This window comes from Micromonospora sp. USAFONa4, from assembly GCF_057197825.1.
Map to the genome: position 1 here is coordinate 4,104,692 of NZ_CM170072.1, position 19,770 is coordinate 4,124,461.

Sequence of the window (19,770 nt, forward strand, 5' to 3'; positions counted from 1 at the left end):
CCCGACGCGGCCCGACGGGGATCTCGACGCGGCCCGACCGGGATCCCGGCCAGGACTGGCCGGGCACCCTCGGCGGCGGCCCGGCCGTCGGGCGCCCGGCAGCGCCCGACGGGTTCACCAGGCGGCGACGAGGAAGCCGAGGGTGATCGCCAGCGGGCCGGCTGCGGCACCCGTCACCGCCCAGCGGCGCAGCCGGGGGTCGGCGATCCGGGCGGACCCGGTCCACCGGACGATCCCCGCGCCGCAGCCCAGCACCACCAGCAGGCCGAGCAGCCAGCGCAGGTGCCCGGCCGCGCCGGTGTCCGCGTACGCGGTGCCGCCGTCCGGGCCGGTCATCCGGGCCGGCAGGACCGTGCCGGTCGCGGTGCGCTCCGCGGCCACCCCGCTCACCCGCACGCCGTACGCGGTCCACGTCTCGTCGGCGGGGGCGAAGTTGCCCCGGCAGCGTTGCGCGAGGCCGCCTCCGGTGCAGTCGGCGATCACCACCGTGCCCCGGGTGGCGTGCCCCACCGCCAGCCAGAACGGGTCCGCGCTGACCCAGGCGAAGAAGGTCGCCACCAGGCTCAGCGCCAGCAGGGCGGCCAGCCCCGGCAGCGGATCGGGCGGACGCGGGGTGCGCCGGGCCCGCCGCCGCGCGGCATCCTCCCGGGCCGACCGCTCCCGCTCGTGCGGCGGTTCCTCCCGGATCGGCGTGCCGTCCCAGTGCACCAGCTCGATCGGCGGCCAGTACGCCCCGTCGGCACCGTCTCCGCCGTCCGGCGTACGCCCGCCGTCGTCCCGGTCCGGCGGGTCACCGGCGGACGGACGCCCCCGGCGGGGCCAGCGGTTCGGCTGCCGGACGGGGACCCGGCGCGGTACGGCGTCGACCGGCGCCCCGGTCGTGGGCTCCACCTCGACGGCGGGCGCGGCGGACGGCGGGGCCGCCACCGGTCCGACGGCCTCGACGTGCGGTTCCGGTGGCGACTCCGGCGGCGCGGCGGCCTGGACCGCCCGGGGGTGCGGCGCGCGGGTGCCGCGCGGCGTCCTCCCCGCGCCGTCGTCCGTCGGGCCGGAGGGACGGTCATCACGATCCCGGGCCGCTCGTCTGCCAGTCACGGCGTTCATTGCACCCCGCGACCATGGCGTCCGCCGGCAGCTCAGGCCGCGTGTCGGCGACAAATCGGGCGAACATCGGACCCGGTCCCGCCGGGCCGCCGGGCCGGGGGCCCTATTGGTTCGCGGTCACCGCGAGCGGGTCACTAGGCTTGCTGGTCATGAGTCACGTTCTCGCGGCGGTCGCCTGGCCGTACGCCAACGGCCCGCGCCACATCGGCCACGTCTCCGGTTTCGGCGTTCCCTCCGACGTCTTCAGCCGGTACATGCGGATGGCCGGGCACGACGTGCTCATGGTGTCGGGCACCGACGAGCACGGCACCCCCATTCAGGTGCAGGCGGACGCCGACGGGGTAACCCCGCGCGAGCTGGCCGACCGCTACAACCGGGTGATCGTGGAGGACCTGCACGGCCTCGGGCTCTCCTACGACCTGTTCACCCGCACCACCACCCGCAACCACTACGCGGTGGTGCAGGAGCTGTTCGAGGGGATGTACCGCAACGGCTACATCGTCCCGAAGACCACCATGGGGGCGATCTCCCCGTCCACCGGCCGGACGCTGCCCGACCGCTACATCGAGGGCACCTGCCCGATCTGCGGCTACGACAGCGCGCGCGGCGACCAGTGCGACAACTGCGGCAACCAGCTCGACCCGATCGACCTGATCGACCCGAAGTCGCGGATCAACGGGGAGACCCCGAAGTTCGTCGAGACCGAGCACTTCTTCCTCGACCTGCCCGCCCTGGCCGACGTGCTGCGGCAGTGGCTCGACACCCGCGAGGGCTGGCGGCCCAACGTGCTGCGCTTCTCGAGGAACCTGCTCGACGACCTCCAGCCCCGGGCCATCACCCGTGACCTGGAGTGGGGCGTGCCGATCCCGCTCGACGGCTGGCGCGAGCGCCCCGACAAGCGGATCTACGTCTGGTTCGACGCGGTGATCGGCTACCTGTCCGCCTCGATCGAGTGGGCCCGCCGCTCCGGCGACCCCGAGGCGTGGCGCCGGTGGTGGTCCACCGACGGGGAGGGCAAGGACGCCCGCGCCTACTACTTCATGGGCAAGGACAACATCGTCTTCCACTCGGTGATCTGGCCGGCGCTGCTCTCGGGCTACTCGGGCGAGGGCAGCCGGGACGGCGCGCCGGGCGAGCTGGGCCGGCTCAACCTGCCCACCGAGGTGGTCTCCAGCGAATACCTGACCATGGAGGGGAAGAAGTTCTCCTCCTCCCGCCGGGTCGTCATCTACGTCCGGGACTTCCTCGAGCGCTACGACGCCGACGCGCTGCGCTACTTCATCGCCGCCGCCGGCCCGGAGAGCAACGACACCGACTTCACCTGGGCGGAGTTCCTGCGCCGCAACAACGACGAGCTGGTCGCCGGCTGGGGCAACCTGGTCAACCGGTCCGTCTCCATGGCGGCGAAGAACTTCGGCGCGATCCCGCCCGTCGACCCGGCCGGCCTCACCGAGGCCGACGAGGCGCTGCTCGCTGTCGCCCGGGCCGGCTTCGCGACGGTCGGCGACCTGATCGCCCGGCACCGCCAGAAGCAGGCCATCGGCGAGGCGATGAGGGTGGTCGCCGAGGCCAACCGGTACCTCTCCGAGCAGGCGCCGTGGAAGCTCAAGGGCGAGGACGACAAGCCGCGGATGGGCACCATCCTGCACGTCGTCCTCCAGGTGGTCAGCGACGCCAACACGCTGCTCACCCCGTTCCTGCCGCACTCCGCGCAGCAGGTGCACGAGCTGCTCGGCGGCACCGGCGTGCACGCCCCGATGCCGGTCATCGAGGAGGTCGAGGACCTCGACGGCGGGCCCGCGTACCCGGTGCTGACCGGCGACTACACCGTCGGCGCGCGCTGGGAGTCCGTACCGCTGGAGGCCGGCCGGCCGCTGGCCGCGCCGAAGCCGGTCTTCCGCAAGCTCGACCCGTCGATCGTCGACGAGGAACTCGCCCGCCTGGCCGACTGACGGCCGCCTGCGTGCCGGCGGGCGCGACCCCCGAGGGGGCCGCGCCCGTCGCCGCCATGCCCGGACCCGGAGCCGGTGGCGCGTCAGGTCCGGGCCATCGCCGGCGCGCCGATGAAGTCCATGATGCTGCGGTTGACCTCGGCCGCGTTCGTCCACGGGATGCCGTGCGGCGCGCCCTTCAGCGTCACCAGCTGGCTGCCGGGCAGCATCGGCTGGAGCCGCTGACCGGTCGCCGGGTACGGCAGCACCGCGTCGGCGTCGCCCTGCACGATGAGCACCGGCACGTCGATGCGGGACACGTCGCCCCGGAAGTCGGTCTGCCAGGCGTCCACGCTGTCGTGCGTGCCCTTCGCCGAGGCCCGGGCGCCGATCTCCCAGTGCGCCCGGAACGCCTCCTCGCTGACCAGCCTGCCCTTGTTCTCCTGGTAGTTGAAGAACGCCTCGCAGAAGGTGGTGAGGTAGGCGAACCGGTCGTCGATGATGGCCTGCTGGAAGCCCTGGAAGAGGCTCTTCTCGACCCCCTCCGGGTCGTCCGAGGTCTTCAGCAGGAACGGCGCGAGCGGGGCCAGCAGCACCGCCCGGTCCACCCGCTGCGAGCCGTACACGCCCAGGTAGCGGGTCACCTCGCCGGTGCCCATCGAGTGGCCGACCAGGATCGCGTTCCGCAGGTCCAACTCCGACATCAGCACGTCGAGGTCGGCGGCGAACGTGTCGTAGTCGTACCCGGACGCCGGCTGCGCCGAGTTGCCGAAGCCCCGCCGGTCGTACGTGATCGTCCGGTACCCGGCAGCCAGCAGCGGTCCGACCTGCTTCTCCCAGGTCGCCCCGTTGAACGGGAAACCGTGGATCAGCACGATCGGCTGACCGGAGCCGTGGTCCTCGTAGTACAGGTCGACGGGGGCGGAGTTCTCCGTCCCCACGGTGATGAAAGGCATGCGCGTCTCCTGGTCACGTGACGGTCGGACGCCCGCGCTTTCCCACCCCACCCGGGGTTATGCCGCCTGAAACCGGCGCCCGGCCCTGCTCAGAGCGCGTACGGCAGGTCCACCACCCGGTCGTCGGTGACCTCGGACGCGGGCGCCCACGTCTCGTGGACGCCCCGCTCCTGGCACTGCGCCCCGGTCTCCGCCACCGCGTCCGGGCCGGGCCGACGCAGGCGCAGGCGCAACCACCCGGACTCCTCCCGCAGCACCAGGCAGGGCACGCCCCGCCAGTCGGCCAGCCGCAGCCGGCGGGCCGCCGACTCCACCGGGTACCGGGCGGCCCGGGTCATCGCCAGCACCCGGAACCCGCCCGGCTGGTCCGCCACCGCCTCGTACTCGCCGCCGGCGTAGCCGCCGACCAGCCGCGTGGAGCGGGGCGCCTCGCCGGTCGGCACGTACTCCTGGTCGGGGGAGAGCCCCGGCACCGCCGCCAGCAGGTGCCGCCACTGCGGGCCGGCCATCCGCAGCCAGCCGCGCTGCTCGGCCTGGTAGCTGTAGAGCACCACCTCCACGCCGTCGGCCGGGTACGCGAGCAGGGTGGCGTTCGCCGGCATCGGCAGGTCCGCGAAGTCCCGGGTCACGAACTCCGGGACGAGCTGGGCGCTGCTGGGCACGAAACCGGTGCCGAGCACCGCCCCGCCCAGCCGGTCCCGGGGCGCGAGCGCGGTCAGCCCCCGGTGCGCCGCGCCGACCGGCACGTCGTAGTCGGCCGGGTCGGCCGCCCGCCAGCGCAGCGCGTACGTCACGTCCGCGCCGTCGGGACCGTCCGCGCCGTCGGTGCGCAGCACGGCCGTCGCCGACGGCGTACGCAGGTGCGCCACGTCGTGCTCCCGGTAGCAGAACCCGTGCGGCAGCCACCCGCGCACGTAACCGGCGAGCTGCCGCGCGGAGAGCACCTTCACCATCCGGGTGCCCCGCCGGATGACCGCGGAGGCGCGCACCGCCGCCAGCGTCGGGTCCCCGGCCGCCGCGGGCTGCTGGCTGAGCTGCTGCACGTACGCCCAGCCCCGCTCGCGGTGCAGCGGCACCAGCAGCGGGGACTCCGCCTCGTCGCCCGGATCGGCCACGGGAGGCACGACGGTGACCTCGGTGGCGTGCACGAACCTGCGCCACGGCAGCGTGGCCCCGGGCCGGGGCGCCCACTCGAAGCCGGGTGCCTCCTCTGCACTGAACAGCTCGTACGCCGCGCCCCGGGCGATCTCCTCCGCCGGGTACACCACGCCCCCGTACGTCACACGCGGGCCGTTTCCGCTGGCCTGAGGGGTGATGGTCACGCCGACGACGCTAGGCGCGAGATGTGCCGTCCCGGTGAACAGGCGGTGGCGTCCCCACGACGCGGGCCACCGGCGGTGTGTGATGCTGGCCGCGATGAGCGAGCCCACCGAAACCCGCAAGCAGCGCGCCGCCCGCCGGGCCGGGGAGTTCCCGCCCGTGCCCGAGCCGCTGCCCCGCCCCGTGCTGGACAGCCACACCCACCTGGACATCACCGTCAGCGAGGCCGGCGTGCCCCCGCAGCCGCGGGCGGACGGGGCCCCGGGCGTCGTACCCGTCGAGGACCCGGTCGCCGTGGCCGTGGCCGTCGCCGCCTCGGTCGGCGTCGACCGGCTCGTGCAGGTCGGGGTGGACGTCGCCTCCTCCCGCTGGGGAGCCGACGTCGCCGACGACCACCCGGCCGTGCTGGCCACCGTGGCGCTGCACCCGAACGAGGCCCCCCGCCTGCCCGACCTGGACGAGGCGCTGCGCGAGATCGAGGCGCTCGCCGCCCGCGAGCGGGTGCGCGGGATCGGCGAGACCGGGATGGACTTCTTCCGTACCGGCGAGGAGGGACGCGCCGTCCAGGAGGAGAGCTTCCGGGCGCACATCGCCATCGCCAAGCGGTACGGCAAGACCCTGGTCGTGCACGACCGGGAGGCACACGCCGACGTGCTGCGGATCCTCGACGACGAGGGCGCGCCGGACACCGTGGTGCTGCACTGCTTCTCCGGCGACGCCGACTTCGCCCGCGAGTGCGTCCGCCGGGGCTACCTGCTCAGCTTCGCCGGCACGGTCACCTTCGGCAGCGCCGCCGCGCTGCGGGAGGCCGCCGCGCTGACCCCGGTCGAGCAGATCCTGGTCGAGACCGACGCGCCCTACCTGACCCCGATGCCGCACCGGGGCCGGCCGAACGCCTCGTACCTGATCCCGCTGACCGTACGGTCGCTGGCCGAGACGACGGGCACGGACCTGGACGAGCTCTGCGCCGCCGTCTCCGCCACCGGCGACCGCGCCTTCGGCCCCTGGTGAAAGGAAGGGGCCCTTCCTTTCACCTACGGCGGGCCGCATAGGCTACGGGGCGTGACCGGTCTCCTCGGCCCGGCGGAGATCCGGGAACTGGCCGCCCGGCTGGGCGTCACCCCCACCAAGAGGCTCGGCCAGAACTTCGTGCACGACCCGAACACCGTCCGGCGCATCGTCACCGCCGCCGGGCTGGCCCCGGACGACGTGGCGCTGGAGGTCGGTCCCGGCCTCGGTTCCCTCACCCTCGCCCTGCTCCCGGCCGCCGCGCACGTGCACGCCGTGGAACTGGACGCGACGCTGGCCGGCGCGCTGCCCGACACCGCAGCCCGGCACGCCGGGCCCGACGCCGCGCGGCTGACCGTGCACCACGCCGACGCGCTGCGCGTCCGCGCCGCCGAGTTGGCCGAACCCGCGCCGACCGCGCTGGTCGCGAACCTGCCCTACAACGTGGCCGTGCCGGTGGTGCTGCACCTGCTCGCCGAGCTGCCCAGCCTGCGGCACGGGCTGGTGATGGTGCAGAAGGAGGTCGCCGACCGGCTCGTCGCCGGTCCCGGCTCCAAGGTGTACGGCGTGCCGTCGGTCAAGCTCGCCTGGTACGCCTCGTCCCGCGCCGCCGGGAAGGTCCCGCCGAACGTCTTCTGGCCGGTGCCGAACGTCGACTCCGGGCTGGTCGCCTTCACCCGCCGCGAGCCACCCCGCGCCGACGTACCCCGGGAACGGGTCTTCGCCGTGGTGGACGCGGCCTTCGCGCAGCGCCGCAAGACCCTGCGCGCCGCGCTGGCCGGCTGGGCCGGCGGCGCGGACCGGGCCGCCGACGCGCTCACCGCCGCCGGCGTCGACCCCGGCGCACGCGGGGAGTCGCTCACCGTCGAGCAGTTCGCCGCCATCGCCGCGTCGGCTCCGGCCGCCCCACCCGCCGCGCAGTAGGCTGACGCCCGTGACCGAGGCCTGGGGACCGGACGACGAGGACGAGCAGCGGCGGCGCGGAGCCAGCGGACCGGTGCGGGTCCGGGTGCCCGCCAAGGTCAACCTGCACCTCGGGGTGGGACCGCTGCGCCCCGACGGCTACCACGAGCTGAACACCGTCTACCACGCCATCTCCATCCACGACGAGCTGACCGCCCGCCGGGGCGACACGCTCACCCTGACCATGGAGGGCGAGGGCGCCGGCGAGCTGGCCCTGGACGACACCAACCTGGCCATCCGGGCGGCCCGCGCCCTCGCCGGCTACGCGGGGGTGCCGCCGCACGCCCGGCTGCACCTGCGCAAGCAGATCCCGCTGGCCGGTGGGCTGGCCGGAGGCAGCGCCGACGCGGCCGCGGCGCTGGTCGCCTGCGACACGCTCTGGGGGACCGGGCTGTCCCGCGACGAGCTGGCCCGGATCGCCGCCGACCTCGGCTCCGACGTGCCGTTCCTGATCCACGGCGGCACCGCGCTCGGCACCGGCCGGGGCGAGTCGGTCAGCCCCGTGCTGGCCCGCCCCACCACCTGGCACTGGGTCGTGGCCGTGGCCGACAGCGGCCTCTCCACCCCGGTCGCCTACCGGGAACTGGACCGGCTCCGCGCGGCCGGCACCGCCGGTGCGCCGCTGGGCAGCACCGACGCGCTCTTCGCCGCGCTGCGCCAGCGGGACCCGCGGGTGCTCGCCGCGGCCCTCGGCAACGACCTCCAGGACGCCGCCCTGGCCATGCGCCCGTCGCTGGCGGAGACGCTGAAGGCCGGCGAGGCGGCCGGCGCGCTGGCCGGCATCGTCTCCGGCTCGGGGCCGACCTGCGTCTTCCTCGCGGCGGACGCCGCCGACGCCGAGCGGATCGCCGCGGAGCTGGCCACCGCCGACGTGTGCCGCGAGGCGCGCACCGCGCACGGCCCGGTCCCCGGCGCGCGCATCGCCTGACCGGCCCACCCCGCCCCGATCCCGCGCTCCCGGCCCCCGGGTACCGCCTCTCCAGGCGGCGCCGGGTGGAGCCCGCGCCCGGCGGGCGGCGGGGCGGTCCGCGTACGCTGGAGGCTCAGGCGTCCCAGGTGCCGGCCGGCACCGGGACGCCTTGATCATGGGAGGTGAGGTCGTGGCCAACATCGTCAACCTGGACCGGGTGTCCAAGGGCTACGGCGCCGCCGGGCCGCTGCTCACCGACGTCTCGCTCGGCCTGGACGACGCCGACCGGATCGGCGTGGTCGGCCTCAACGGCGCCGGCAAGTCCACCCTGCTGCGGCTGCTCACCCGCATCGAGGAACCGGACGACGGGCGGGTCACCCACCGCCGCGACCTGCGGGTCGCCTGGCTGCCGCAGAGCCTCCAGCTCGCCCCCGAGGCCACCGTCCGGGACGTGGTGCTCGGCACCGCCTGGCTCGGCGAGAGCATGGGCGCCGAGCACGAGTGGGCCGGCGACGCCGGCGTGCGGGCCATCCTCGACGGCCTCGGCATGCCCCACCTCGGCCTCGACCAGCCCGTCGGCCCGATGTCCGGCGGCGAGCGGCGGCGGGTCGCGCTGGCCGCGCTGCTGGTCCGCGAGTCCGACCTGCTCATCCTCGACGAGCCCACCAACCACCTCGACGTCGGCGGCGTCGACTGGCTGGCGAAGTACCTCGTCGGCCGCAAGGGCGCGCTCGTCGTGGTCACCCACGACCGGTGGTTCCTCGACGCCGTCTGCACCACCACCTGGGAGGTCGCCGACCAGACCGTCCGGGCGTACGAGGGCGGCTTCGCCGCCTGGACCCTCGCCCGGGCCGAGCGGGAGCGGGTCGCCGCGGCCACCGAGGCCCGCCGGCAGAACCTGCTCCGCAAGGAGATCGCCTGGCTGCGCCGGGGCCCGCCCGCCCGCACCTCCAAGCCGCGCTTCCGCATCGACGCCGCCAACGCCCTCATCGCCGACGTGCCGCCGGTGCGCGACACCATGTCGCTGCAACGGCTCGCCACCGCCCGGCTCGGCAAGCAGGTGTACGACCTGGAGCAGGTCACCCTGCACGCCGGCCCGAAGGAGATCCTGCGCGACGTCACCTGGCAGGTCGGCCCCGGCGACCGGATCGCCGTCCTCGGCCGCAACGGGGCGGGCAAGACCACCCTGCTGCGGATGCTGGCCGGCATCACCCGCCCCGACAACGGGCGCTTCGCCACCGGCTCGACCGTCCGGCCGGCCTTCCTCTCCCAGGAGCTGGCCGAACTCCCCGGCCACCTGCGCGTGCTCGAAGCGGTGGAGGAGGTCGCCCGGCGGGTGCAACTCGGCGACCGGGAGGTCTCCGCCGCCCAGCTCGCCGAGGTCTTCGGCTTCGACGACCGGCGGCTCTGGACGCCCGTCAGCGACCTCTCCGGCGGCGAGCGTCGCCGGTTGCAGATGCTCCGGCTGCTCGCCGGGGAGCCGAACGTGCTGCTGTTCGACGAGCCCACCAACGACCTGGACACCGACACCCTCGCCGCGCTGGAGGACCTGCTCGACTCCTGGCCCGGCACCGTCATCGTGGCCAGCCACGACCGGTACCTCATCGAGCGGGTCACCGACGTCGCGTACGGGATGTTCGGCGACGGCCGGCTGGTGCACCTGCCCGGGGGCGTCGACGAGTACCTCGCCCGGGCCGCCGGCCAACCCGGCCCCGCGATGCCGGAGACGGCCCCCGGGGGCGGCGCCGGCACCCCCGCCGCGACCGGCATGTCTGCCGCCGAGGCGCGGCAGGCCCGCAAGGAACTGGCCCGGCTGGAACGGCAGGTCGCCAAGCTGGAGCAGAAGGAGGCGACGCTGCTCGACCAGCTCGCCACGCACGCCACCGACTACGCGAAGGTCGCCGAACTCGACGCCCAGCTCAAGGAGCTGCGGGCCGAGCGGGAGCGGACCGAGGAGTCCTGGCTGGCCCTGGCCGAGGAGATCCCGGCGACCTGAGTCGCCCCCTGGTCGCGGCGCCGCACACCGGAGGCCCCCGTGTGCGGCGTCACACCCCGGGGTGCGGGACAATCGTCGGCGACCCCTCACCCGAACGGCGTTGGAGACTCAGACATGGCCCACACCCCCGTCAACCACCCCGCGCGGCCGGTCTACCGGGCGATCGGCGGGCTGACCGGTCTGTACCTGGTGGCCTTCGGCGTGCTCGGCATCATCGCGAGCGCCGGCAACGAGGCCCTCGCCCAGGATGACACCCAGGTCCTCGGCCAGGGCACGAACCTCGGTTTCTCGCTGCTCAGCGTCCTGCTGGGGGCCGCGGTGCTGGCCGGCACCGCGATCGGCCGCAACATCGACGTCATGATCAACCAGTGGCTGGCGTACGCCATCATGGTGATCAGCCTCGCCGGTCTCGCCTTCATCCAGACCGAGGCCAACATCTTCAACTTCAGCATCTTCACCGTCATCGCGCTGATGGTGGTCAGCCTGGTCCTGCTGATGGTCGGCATGTACGGCAAGGTCGGCACGGACGAGGAGCAGGAGGCCTGGCAGAAGGCCCGGCTCGTGCTCTGAGTGGTTGTGGGGTTTTCGCCGGAGCCCGACCCGCGCAGGGATCAAGCCTGACCGCCCGGAGCGGGTCGGGCTCCGGCGAAAACCTGTGGTCCCGCTCCACCCGGCCCGTTGCTGCCCGGTGGGGTGGGATCTTTTGGTTGTGGCTGTTGTCGAGCGGTTCGGCGGACGGGTGGCCTCTTCCGGGGGACAATCGGGGGCGAATGTCCTGACTGGTGGAGGGGTCATGCCGCACTTTCCCGTGAACCATCCGGCGCGGCCGGTCTACCGGGTCCTCGCCGGCCTGGTGGGGCTCTACATCCTGGTCTTCGGCGTCTGGGGCGTCGCCCTGACAGCGGGCGATCCGCTCTTCGACCGGGGCGACAACTGGGCCCTCGGGCTCCGCACCAACCTGGCCTTCTCGCTGGCCTCCGTCGCCTTCGGGATCGTCCTCATCATCGGCGCGTCCCGGCGCGGCAACCTCGGCCACTACATGAACCTGACCGCCGGGGTCGTCTTCCTGGTCACCAGCGTCCTCATGATGTCCGTGCTCCAGACCGAGGCCAACTTCCTCAACTTCTCGATGTCCACGGTCATCGTGTCGATGCTCTTCGGCCTGCTCCTGCTCGGCACCGGCCTGTACGACAAGGTCGGCACCGACGAGCACGCCGAGGAGGAACGGCGGCTGCGGCACCACCCGGTCTCCGAGGCCCACGGCCGCTGACCGACGTCGGGGTCAGCGACCCCGTACCGTGATCAGGCTCGGCTTGGCCTCCAGGTGCGACAGCCCGCTCCAGGCCAGGTTGACCAGGTGCGCCGCCACCGTCTCCTTGCGCGGCTTGCGCACCTCCAGCCACCAGCGGCCGGTCAGCGCCACCATCCCCACCAGCGCCTGCGAGTAGAGCTCGGCCAGCTTCGGGTCGTAGCCCCGGCTGGAGAACTCGGCGCCCAGGATGTGCTCCACCTGGTGCGCCACGTCGTTCATGACGCTGCTGAAGTTGCCCGCCGCCGACAGCACCGGCGACTCCCGCACCAGCACCCGGAAGCCGCTGGTCTCCTCCTCGATGTACGTCAGCAGGGCCAGCGCCGCCTGCTCCAGCAGCTCGCGGGGGTGCCCGGCGGTCAGGGCCGTGGTGATCCGGTCCAGCAGGGCGCGGACCTCCCGGTCCACCACCACCGCGTAGAGCCCCTCCTTGCCGCCGAAGTGCTCGTAGACCACCGGCTTGGAGACCTTCGCGCGGGCCGCCACCTCCTCGATGGAGGTGGCGTCGAAGCCGCGCTCGGCGAAGATCTGCCGGGCGATCGAGATCAGCTGCTCCCGGCGCTGGGCCGCCGACATGCGTACGCGTGAGGAGGGTTTGGGGGGCACGGCGGGAACCGCCCGCCGCCGGCCGGTCGTGCCGTCGTTGCCAGGGACATCCGCCATGTTCTCGTCATTCCGCCGGCGCTCGGTCACCCGGCCCATCCTGCCAGGCGGCCTCCGCGCCCATCGACCGCGCTACCGGCCGGTGGCCGGTGCGGCGAGCTTCGCCGCGATGCGTTCGGGCTTCGGCCAGCGCACGTCCCACGCCGCGCCGAGCCTCTCGAACAGCCAGATCACCCGGGCCGAGATGTCCACCTGGCCGCGCAGTACGCCGTGCCGGGCGCTGGTCGGGTCGGCGTGGTGCAGGTTGTGCCAGCTCTCGCCGAACGACACGATCGCCAGCGGCCAGAAGTTCGACGCGCGGTCGCCCTGGCGCATCGCGAACGGCCGCTCCCCGTAGACGTGGCAGACGGAGTTGATGGACCAGGTCACGTGGTGCAGGAGGGCGATGCGCACCAGGCCGGCCCAGAAGAGCGCGGAGAGCGCTCCCCGCCACGACCAGGTGAGCAGGCCGCCCATCAGCGCGGGACCGAGCACCGAGACCACCACCAGCAGCGGGAACAGCCGGTCCACCCGGCTGATGTCCCGGTCGGCGAGCAGGTCCGGGGCGAAGCGCCTCCGGTTGGACAGCTCCCGGCCGAAGAGCCAGCCGACGTGCGCGTGGAACAGGCCCTTCGTCAGGCCGCGGACGCTCTCCCCGAACCGCCACGGCGAGTGCGGGTCGCCCTCCAGGTCGGAGAAGGCATGGTGGCGCCGGTGGTCGGCCACCCACTGGATGATCTCGCCCTGCACCGCCAGCGAGCCGGACACCGCCAGCGCGATCCGCAGCCAGCGCTTCGCCTTGAACGACCCGTGCGTGAAGTACCGGTGGTAGCCGACCGTGATGCCCAGCCCGGAGAGCACGTACCAGAACCCGGCGACGGCCACGTCGGTCCAGCTCAGCCAGCCGCCCCAGGCGACCGGTACGGCGGCCACGAGGGCCAGGAAGGGAATCACCACGAACGCCCAGAGGGCGATGAGGATGCCCCGGGACTGCGTGCCCTGGGTGAGGGGCTTCGGCCCGGCGGCGGGGTCGAGGGACGTAGCGGACATGGGCACCTCGCAGAGGGACGGAGTGATCACGAAGTTACGCCTACGTCACCGTAACTTAGGCCCTGGCGGGGCGCATGGGACAGCGTCAGGGATGAATGTCTGATGCTGTCGTACGTCCGTTCTAAGGTGCTGCTCATGGATGATCCGTTGGCTGAAGAGGTGCGACGGCTGCGCACCGTCGAGCAGCTCTCCGTCCGCGAGATCCGGGCGCGGACCGGGCTCGGGCGTAACCGGGTCCACGACCTTCTCCGGGGCGTGCCGCCGCCCGAGCGGACCCGCCGACCAAATGCCAAGGACGACCTCAGAGCGACGGCGGTCGAGCTGCGCGCCGAGGGGCGTTCCGTGAACGACATCGCCCGCCAGCTCGGCGTGGCGAAGTCGACCGCCTACCAGTGGGTCAGGCACCTGCCGCTGACCGAGGAGGGGGCGGGCGCCGAGCGGCGCCGGACCCACGCGGCGTTGATGAACGAGGCGCGGTGGTCGGCGCATCGAAAGGCCCGCGACGCGGCCCGGGCCGCGGAGCAGGTGCGCGCGGCCGGCCTGGTGGGCTCCCTCGCCGACCGGGATCTCCTGCTCCTCGGTGCGGCGGTCTACTGGTGTGAGGGGACGAAGTCCAAGCCGTGGCGGCGGGACGACCGCCTCCAGTTCGTCAACAGCGATCCGGGGCTGCTCGCGCTCTTCCTGCGATTTCTCCAGGTGTGCGGGGTCGACCGTGCCGTGCCCAGCTATCGCGTCAGCATCCATGAGACGGCCGACCCCGACGCGGCGCTGAAATGGTGGGTCCGGAAACTCGATCTGCCGGTCGGTCGCTTCCAGCGCGCCAACCTCAAGAAACACCGTCCGGCCACGCTGCGGCGCAACGTCGGGGACGACTATCGTGGCTGCCTGGTGATCACCGTGCCGCGTAGCCGCGAGCTCTACTGGCGGATCGAAGGTATGATCGCCGAGCTGTTCCAGACCGTCGAGCGAGGCGAACCGTCAATGACGGTGCGCGAAGCTTGACATTTTTATGGGGTGTGGGGTAACGGCAACCCGCAGGCCTTTGGAGCCTTGAGCTCCTGGTTCGAATCCAGGCACCCCAGCTCACACCGCGTCTCACGGCATTCGTGTGGCCATGCCGAACGGCGGCTCGCCGTCTGGTTAGCATGGCCGCGAGACTGTTAGCCGTCCCGACGGGAGCCCGTGTCGTGTCCCAGCCCCACCTCCGCACCGTTGTCGTGCTCGCCGCCGGTGAGGGCAAGCGGATGAAGTCGGCGCTGCCCAAGGTGCTGCACCCGCTGCTCGGCCGTACCCTCGTCGGCCACGTGCTCGCCGCCGCCGCGCCGCTGGCCGCGGACCGCACGGTGGTCGTGGTGGGGCACGGCGCCGACCAGGTCCGCGCGCACCTCGCGGAGATCGCCCCCGACGCCACCCCGGTGCTCCAGGCGGAGCAGCTCGGCACCGGGCACGCCGTCCGGATCGCGCTGGACGCCGCGCCCGACGCCACCGGCACCGTGGTCGTGATCAACGGTGACGTGCCGCTGCTCCGCCCGGAGACGGTGGCCGCACTGGTGGCGGCGCACGAGGAGGCGCGCGCGGCGGCGACCGTGCTCGCCGCCGAGGTGCCCGACCCGACCGGGCTGGGCCGGATCGTGCGCGACACCGACGGGCGGCTGGAGCAGATCGTCGAGGAGCGCGACGCGACCCCCGCGCAGCGGGCGATCCGGGAGATCAACGCCGGCATCTACGCGTTCGACGTGGCCCGGCTGCGCGACGCGCTGGGCAAGCTGTCGACGGACAACGACCAGGGCGAGGAGTACCTGACCGACGTCTTCGCCCTGCTGGGCTCGGCCGGCGAGCCGGTGGCGGTGCACGTGGCGGCGGACCACGTGGAGACGCTGGGCTGCAACGACCGGGTCGAGTTGGCCGCCCTGCGCCGGCTGCTGCGCGACCGGGTCAACGAGGCGTGGATGCGTACCGGGGTCAGCCTGCTCGACCCGGACACCACCTGGATCGACGTGACGGTCGCCCTCGACCGGGACGCGGTGGTCGACCAGAACACCCAGCTGCGCGGCGGCACGGTGGTCGGCACGGGCGCGGTGGTCGGGCCGGACGTGACGCTGATCGACACCGTCGTCGGCCCGGGCGCCACGGTGCTGCGCAGCCACGCGGTGGGCGCGGAGGTCGGTGCGGGCGCCAGCGTCGGGCCGTACGCGTACCTGCGGCCGGACGCCCGGCTCGCCGAGAAGGCCAAGGTCGGCACGTTCGTCGAGGTGAAGAACTCCGAGGTGGGTGCGGGCGCGAAGGTGCCGCACCTGTCGTACGTGGGGGACGCGACGATCGGCGCGAAGGCCAACATCGGCGCGGCGACGATCTTCGTGAACTACGACGGGGTGAACAAGCACCGCACCACCGTCGGCGAGGGCGCGTTCGTCGGCTGCGACACCAGCCTGATCGCGCCCGTCGAGGTGGGCGCCGGGGCGTACGTGGCGGCGGGCAGCGCGATCGCGCAGGACGTGCCGGCGGGCGCGCTCGGGGTGACCCGGGCGCCGCAGCGCAACATCGACGGCTGGGTGGCCCGCAAGCGGGCGGGCACGGTCTCCGCCGAGGCGGCCGCGCGGGCCCAGGCAGCGGATGAGGGTGCGTCGGCGCCGGGATCCGGGGCAAGTGAAGGTGAGGCAATCCACGGGGATGCCGAGCCGGTCAGGTCGGCCCCGGGCGCGGGGGATACTGCAACCGAATAGTCCCCGGCCCACCACCACCGCCGGGTACCACCGACCAACGGGAGCAGACGGGCCCATGGGCAGCATCGTCGCCGAAAACCGCAAGAGCCTGATGCTTTTTTCCGGACGTGGCTTTCCGGAGTTGGCCAAGGAGATCGGTGAGGTGCTCGGCGTCGCGCCGACGCCGGCCGACGCGTACGAGTTCGCCAACGGCGAGATCTTCGTACGGTTCAAGGACTCGGTACGCGGTTCGGACGCCTTCGTGGTGCAGTCCGTCACGCACGGGGTGAACACCTGGGTCATGGAGACCCTGATCATGATCGACGCGCTGAAGCGCGGTTCGGCCAAGCGGATCACGGTGGTCCTGCCGTTCTACCCGTACGCCCGGCAGGACAAGAAGCACCGCGGCCGGGAGCCGATTTCGGCCCGGCTGGTGGCGGACCTGCTGAAGACGGCCGGGGCGAACCGGATCCTCACCGTCGACCTGCACACCGCGCAGATCCAGGGCTTCTTCGACGGCCCCGTCGACCACCTCTTCGCGATGGACATCCTCGCCGAGTACGTCCAGCACAAGTACGCCGGCCGCCCGATGACGGTGGTCGCGCCGGACTCGGGCCGGGTGCGGGTGGCCGAGCGGTGGACCGACCGGCTGGGCGGCTGCCCGCTGGCGTTCATCCACAAGACCCGGGACCCGCTGAAGCCGAACCAGGTGGTGGCGAACCGGGTGGTCGGCGAGGTCGAGGGCCGGGTCTGCCTGATCGTCGACGACATGATCGACACGGGCGGCACGATCTGCGGTGCGGCGGACATCCTCCGGGCGTCCGGCGCGGCCGACGTGATCGTGGCCTCGACGCACGCGCTGCTCTCCGACCCGGCGACCGAGCGGCTGAAGAACGCCCCGATCAGCGAGGTCCTGGTCACCAACACGCTGCCGCTGCCGCCGGAGAAGCAGCTCGACAAGATCACCGTGCTGTCGATCGCGCCGCTGCTGGCGCGGGCGATCCGCGAGGTCTTCGACGACGGCTCGGTGACGACCCTCTTCGGCGGCCTGAGCTGACCGTCTGACGCCGGACCGGGCGGCCACCGTCGCCCCCGGTCCGGCGTCGACCGCCCCGGCGGCGGCGTCGCATCGACCCGGTCGGCGGCGGGGAGTCCGGTCGGCGGCGGGCCGCCCCGGCGGCCGGGCGGTCGCCCTCCGGCGGCGTCGCGCGGCGCCCGGCGGCGGGTGCCGGCGGGGCAGGTCCAAATCGCCCTGCGGGCCTGCGGGAACGGTGATAAGGGGACTGCCGGAACGCGCGGATTCAGCTCGGGTAGACTGGTGCGGTTGCCACGGCGAGGGTGCCCGGCGGGCCGCTGAGAAGCGCCGCACGGAGGCACCGTCATCGACGCGGTGCTCCGGGCAGTCGTTCTCGACGCATGAGCCCCAGCGAGCCCCTCGCCCCAGCACCGCCAGACGACAAGCCGCCGCAGCGAAAGCATCAGGAGTTCTCCCGTGTCCGAGGTAAAGATCAGCGCCGAGCCCCGCACCGAGTTCGGCAAGGGTGGTGCCCGTCGTACCCGCCGGGCCGGCAAGGTGCCCGCCGTGCTGTACGGCCACGGCGAGAAGCCCAAGCACATCGCGCTGCCGTCGCGTGAGTTCGCCGCCGCGATCCGCAAGGGCGGCGCCAACCAGCTCTTCGCGATCGAGGTCAGCGACGGCACCCAGGTGCTGGCGCTGCCGAAGGCGATCCAGCGCGACCCGATCAAGGACACCTTCGAGCACGTGGACCTGCTGCTGGTCCGCCGGGGCGAGAAGGTCACCGTCGAGGTCCCGGTGCAGCTGACCGGCGAGGCCGCGCGGGACACCCTGATCGTGCACGACCACGACACCCTGTCGGTCACCGCCGACGCCACCAAGGTGCCGGACCACCTGGAGGCCTCGATCGAGGGCATGGAGGCCGGCACCCAGGTCACCGCCGGCGACGTGGAGCTGCCGGCCGGCGTCGAGCTGGCCGCCGACGCGGACCAGACCGTCGCTTCGGTGACCGCCGCGCCGACCGCCGAGCAGCTCGAGGCCACCCTCCCCGAGGTCGAGGAGGCCACTGAGGAGGCCGAGGCCGGTGTCGGCGAGGAGACCGCCGAGGGCGCCGAGGCTCCGGCCGCGGAGGGCGAGGAGAACGCCGAGGCGAAGACCGAGGCCTGATCGGTTCGCATCGTTGCGACAGGCGTCCCCGCGCGGTCGGGGGCGCCTGTCGGCGTATCGATGTCCGGGCGGGCGGGTGACGGCGAGCAGCGGGAGGGGCGGGGCGTGACGGACGAGACGGGGCCGTGGCTGGTGGTCGGCCTGGGCAACCCGGGTCGGGAGTACGCCGGCAACCGGCACAACGTCGGCTTCATGGTGGCCGACCTGCTGGCGGGCCGGCTCGGCGCGAGGTTCGGCCGGCACAAGCGGGCGGTGGCGGAGGTCGCCGAGGGGCGGCTCGGTCTCGGCGGGCCGAAGCTGGTGCTGGTCAAGCCGCTGACGTACATGAACCTGTCCGGCGGGCCGGTGACCGGGCTGGCCCAGTTCCACAAGGTGCCGCCGGGCCGGGTGGTCGCGGTGCACGACGAGTTGGACATCGGGTACGGGCAGGTGCGGGTGAAGTGCGGCGGTGGCGAGGGCGGGCACAACGGCCTGCGCTCGATGTCGAAGTCGCTGGGCACGAAGGAGTACGTCCGGGTGCGGTTCGGCATCGGCCGGCCCCCGGGGCGGCAGGACCCGGCGGACTACGTACTGTCGGATTTCGGCGCGGCGGAGCGCAAGGAGCTGGAGTTCCTGGTGGACCGGGCCGCGGATGTGGTGGAGTCGGTGATCACCAGGGGCGTGGAGCCGACGCAGAACCTCTACCACGGGGTGTGAGGGCCGGGTCGGGCGCCGGGGGCCGGTAGTCTTCGCCTTTCGGCGCGACGCGACCGTCGGGGCGGCTCGTCGGCGGCGCGCCGGGTGCGGAGCACGGCGAGGCGACGGGAGCAGGAGTCATGGGCAGTCCTCCGATGATCGACGGCGCTTTCGCCCGGTGGCTGGCGGCCCGGGCCGGTCAGGCGTTGCTCGGCCTGCGGTCCGAGATGGGTTTCGCCGACGCGGGGGCGTTGAAGTCGGCGGGCGACAAGGTCTCGCACGACCTGATCCGCACCGAGCTGGCGAAGTGGCGGCCGGGTGACGCGGTCCTCTCCGAGGAGGACGAGGGTTCGCGGCTGGCCTGGGCGGCGGAGGTGAACGCCGAGGCGGTCTCCCGGCTGGCGGCCGACCGAGTGTGGATCATCGACCCGCTGGACGGCACCCGGGAGTTCGCCGAGGAGGGCCGTTCGGACTGGGCGGTGCACGTGGCGCTCTGGGCGCGTGACGCGCCGACGCCGCACGGGCTGGTGGCGGGCGCGGTCGGGCTGCCGGCGCAGCAGCGGGTGCTGGGCACCGACTATCCGCCGGCGTACCCGCAGCTGACCCCGGAGGCGGCCGCGGCGCCCGGCGGGCGGACGATCCGCCTGGCGGCGAGCCGGAGCCGGCCGCCGGTGTTCCTGACCGACCTGGCGGAGGACGTCGGGGCGCACCTGGTGCCGATGGGCTCGGCCGGGGCGAAGATCGCCGCGGTGGTCACCGGTGAGGTGGACGCCTACATCCACGCGGGCGGTCAGTACGAGTGGGACTCGGCCGCGCCGGTCGCTGTGGCGACGGCCACCGGGCTGCACGCTTCCCGGATCGACGGTTCTGCGCTGAGATACAACGAGGCGGATCCGCGCCTGCCGGACCTGCTGGTCTGCCGCGAGGATCTCGCCAGTCGGTTGCTTGCAGCGTTGCAGCGTCATTCCGGGTAGCCTGAGCGGCACTTCTTGGCATGCCCGACCGGAAAGGTCTGGAATATC

At 73.5% G+C, this 19,770-nt stretch carries 18 protein-coding genes and 1 tRNA gene; 14 read left to right on the forward strand and 5 right to left on the reverse strand.

All coding sequences use genetic code 11. The annotated features are described in order from the left end of the window. Positions 1–114: 114 nt before the first annotated feature. Positions 115–1,104 (reverse strand): hypothetical protein, encoded by a 990-nt coding sequence (locus AC0OO9_RS18260; RefSeq protein WP_484511270.1) that lies wholly within the window; start codon positions 1,102–1,104, stop codon positions 115–117. Positions 1,105–1,253: 149 nt separating this feature from the next. Here AC0OO9_RS18260 and metG point away from each other — a divergent pair, with 149 nt between their 5' ends. Continuing rightward, entirely contained in the window at positions 1,254–3,056 is a 1,803-nt protein-coding gene (gene metG, locus AC0OO9_RS18265; protein ID WP_484511271.1) for a methionine--tRNA ligase, read from the forward strand. Between the two features lie 83 nt (positions 3,057–3,139). Here the strand turns inward: metG and AC0OO9_RS18270 are convergent, their stop codons facing one another. Continuing rightward, positions 3,140–3,991: an alpha/beta fold hydrolase gene (locus tag AC0OO9_RS18270; protein ID WP_484511272.1), complete on the reverse strand. Its 852-nt coding sequence runs from the start codon at positions 3,989–3,991 to the stop codon at positions 3,140–3,142. An 89-nt stretch (positions 3,992–4,080) separates the two neighbouring features. Then, positions 4,081–5,313 carry a hypothetical protein gene (locus AC0OO9_RS18275; protein ID WP_484511273.1) on the reverse strand — a complete coding sequence of 411 codons (1,233 nt, stop codon included), beginning with the start codon at positions 5,311–5,313 and terminating at the stop codon, positions 4,081–4,083. Positions 5,314–5,395: 82 nt separating this feature from the next. Here AC0OO9_RS18275 and AC0OO9_RS18280 point away from each other — a divergent pair, with 82 nt between their 5' ends. The 6 genes from AC0OO9_RS18280 to AC0OO9_RS18305 all read left to right on the forward strand — a co-directional run bounded on the left by AC0OO9_RS18280 (position 5,396) and on the right by AC0OO9_RS18305 (position 11,458). Continuing rightward, positions 5,396–6,322 (forward strand): TatD family hydrolase, encoded by a 927-nt coding sequence (locus tag AC0OO9_RS18280; protein WP_484511274.1) that lies wholly within the window; start codon positions 5,396–5,398, stop codon positions 6,320–6,322. A gap of 51 nt (positions 6,323–6,373) precedes the next feature. Beyond that, positions 6,374–7,243 (forward strand): 16S rRNA (adenine(1518)-N(6)/adenine(1519)-N(6))-dimethyltransferase RsmA, encoded by an 870-nt coding sequence (gene rsmA / locus AC0OO9_RS18285; protein WP_484511275.1) that lies wholly within the window; start codon positions 6,374–6,376, stop codon positions 7,241–7,243. Positions 7,244–7,253: 10 nt separating this feature from the next. Next, positions 7,254–8,210, forward strand: a complete 957-nt coding sequence (locus AC0OO9_RS18290; RefSeq protein WP_484511276.1) for a 4-(cytidine 5'-diphospho)-2-C-methyl-D-erythritol kinase — start codon at positions 7,254–7,256, stop codon at positions 8,208–8,210. A 172-nt stretch (positions 8,211–8,382) separates the two neighbouring features. After that, entirely contained in the window at positions 8,383–10,188 is a 1,806-nt protein-coding gene (locus AC0OO9_RS18295; protein WP_484511277.1) for an ABC-F family ATP-binding cassette domain-containing protein, read from the forward strand. Between the two features lie 114 nt (positions 10,189–10,302). Next, positions 10,303–10,758, forward strand: a complete 456-nt coding sequence (locus tag AC0OO9_RS18300) for a DUF4383 domain-containing protein (protein ID WP_425853989.1) — start codon at positions 10,303–10,305, stop codon at positions 10,756–10,758. A 223-nt stretch (positions 10,759–10,981) separates the two neighbouring features. After that, complete coding sequence (locus tag AC0OO9_RS18305; RefSeq protein ID WP_132231511.1) at positions 10,982–11,458, forward strand: DUF4383 domain-containing protein; 477 nt, start codon at positions 10,982–10,984, stop codon at positions 11,456–11,458. A gap of 12 nt (positions 11,459–11,470) precedes the next feature. Here the strand turns inward: AC0OO9_RS18305 and AC0OO9_RS18310 are convergent, their stop codons facing one another. Together AC0OO9_RS18310 and AC0OO9_RS18315 are read right to left on the reverse strand one after the other, a co-directional pair. Continuing rightward, a complete protein-coding gene (locus AC0OO9_RS18310) occupies positions 11,471–12,160 on the reverse strand; it encodes a TetR family transcriptional regulator (RefSeq protein ID WP_484511278.1) in 690 nt (229 codons plus the stop codon). Between the two features lie 72 nt (positions 12,161–12,232). Further along, positions 12,233–13,189, reverse strand: coding sequence for an acyl-CoA desaturase (locus AC0OO9_RS18315; protein ID WP_484511279.1), 957 nt, complete (start codon positions 13,187–13,189; stop codon positions 12,233–12,235). Positions 13,190–13,291: 102 nt separating this feature from the next. On the opposite strand from AC0OO9_RS18315, the gene AC0OO9_RS18320 reads away from it, so the two are divergent. From AC0OO9_RS18320 to AC0OO9_RS18350, 7 genes are all read left to right on the forward strand, one after another. Continuing rightward, on the forward strand, positions 13,292–14,191 hold the full coding sequence (locus AC0OO9_RS18320; RefSeq protein ID WP_484511280.1) for a helix-turn-helix domain-containing protein: 900 nt from the start codon (positions 13,292–13,294) through the stop codon (positions 14,189–14,191). An 8-nt stretch (positions 14,192–14,199) separates the two neighbouring features. Then, positions 14,200–14,271, forward strand: a tRNA-Gln gene (locus AC0OO9_RS18325). Positions 14,272–14,334: 63 nt separating this feature from the next. Next, positions 14,335–15,912 carry a bifunctional UDP-N-acetylglucosamine diphosphorylase/glucosamine-1-phosphate N-acetyltransferase GlmU gene (gene glmU, locus AC0OO9_RS18330; RefSeq protein WP_484511281.1) on the forward strand — a complete coding sequence of 526 codons (1,578 nt, stop codon included), beginning with the start codon at positions 14,335–14,337 and terminating at the stop codon, positions 15,910–15,912. Positions 15,913–15,967: 55 nt separating this feature from the next. Further along, positions 15,968–16,948 carry a ribose-phosphate diphosphokinase gene (locus AC0OO9_RS18335; RefSeq protein ID WP_421457183.1) on the forward strand — a complete coding sequence of 327 codons (981 nt, stop codon included), beginning with the start codon at positions 15,968–15,970 and terminating at the stop codon, positions 16,946–16,948. 435 nt (positions 16,949–17,383) lie between these two features. After that, positions 17,384–18,073: a 50S ribosomal protein L25/general stress protein Ctc gene (locus AC0OO9_RS18340; protein ID WP_484511282.1), complete on the forward strand. Its 690-nt coding sequence runs from the start codon at positions 17,384–17,386 to the stop codon at positions 18,071–18,073. 105 nt (positions 18,074–18,178) lie between these two features. Beyond that, positions 18,179–18,769 (forward strand): aminoacyl-tRNA hydrolase, encoded by a 591-nt coding sequence (pth, locus tag AC0OO9_RS18345; RefSeq protein ID WP_132231500.1) that lies wholly within the window; start codon positions 18,179–18,181, stop codon positions 18,767–18,769. 119 nt (positions 18,770–18,888) lie between these two features. Then, on the forward strand, positions 18,889–19,722 hold the full coding sequence (locus AC0OO9_RS18350) for an inositol monophosphatase family protein (RefSeq protein ID WP_151453458.1): 834 nt from the start codon (positions 18,889–18,891) through the stop codon (positions 19,720–19,722). Positions 19,723–19,770 lie beyond the last annotated feature (48 nt).

Excerpts from the sequence above, each read along its gene's own strand:
- AC0OO9_RS18260 (WP_484511270.1), bottom strand. The coding sequence starts at position 1,104 with ATGAACGCCGTGACTGGCAGACGAGCGGCCCGGGATCGTGATGACCGT.
- metG (WP_484511271.1), top strand. The coding sequence starts at position 1,254 with ATGAGTCACGTTCTCGCGGCGGTCGCCTGGCCGTACGCCAACGGCCCG.
- AC0OO9_RS18270 (WP_484511272.1), bottom strand. The coding sequence starts at position 3,991 with ATGCCTTTCATCACCGTGGGGACGGAGAACTCCGCCCCCGTCGACCTG.
- AC0OO9_RS18280 (WP_484511274.1), top strand. The coding sequence starts at position 5,396 with ATGCTGGCCGCGATGAGCGAGCCCACCGAAACCCGCAAGCAGCGCGCC.
- AC0OO9_RS18300 (WP_425853989.1), top strand. The coding sequence starts at position 10,303 with ATGGCCCACACCCCCGTCAACCACCCCGCGCGGCCGGTCTACCGGGCG.
- AC0OO9_RS18305 (WP_132231511.1), top strand. The coding sequence starts at position 10,982 with ATGCCGCACTTTCCCGTGAACCATCCGGCGCGGCCGGTCTACCGGGTC.
- AC0OO9_RS18310 (WP_484511278.1), bottom strand. The coding sequence starts at position 12,160 with ATGGCGGATGTCCCTGGCAACGACGGCACGACCGGCCGGCGGCGGGCG.
- AC0OO9_RS18315 (WP_484511279.1), bottom strand. The coding sequence starts at position 13,189 with ATGTCCGCTACGTCCCTCGACCCCGCCGCCGGGCCGAAGCCCCTCACC.
- AC0OO9_RS18320 (WP_484511280.1), top strand. The coding sequence starts at position 13,292 with ATGCTGTCGTACGTCCGTTCTAAGGTGCTGCTCATGGATGATCCGTTG.
- glmU (WP_484511281.1), top strand. The coding sequence starts at position 14,335 with ATGGCCGCGAGACTGTTAGCCGTCCCGACGGGAGCCCGTGTCGTGTCC.
- AC0OO9_RS18335 (WP_421457183.1), top strand. The coding sequence starts at position 15,968 with ATGGGCAGCATCGTCGCCGAAAACCGCAAGAGCCTGATGCTTTTTTCC.
- AC0OO9_RS18350 (WP_151453458.1), top strand. The coding sequence starts at position 18,889 with ATGGGCAGTCCTCCGATGATCGACGGCGCTTTCGCCCGGTGGCTGGCG.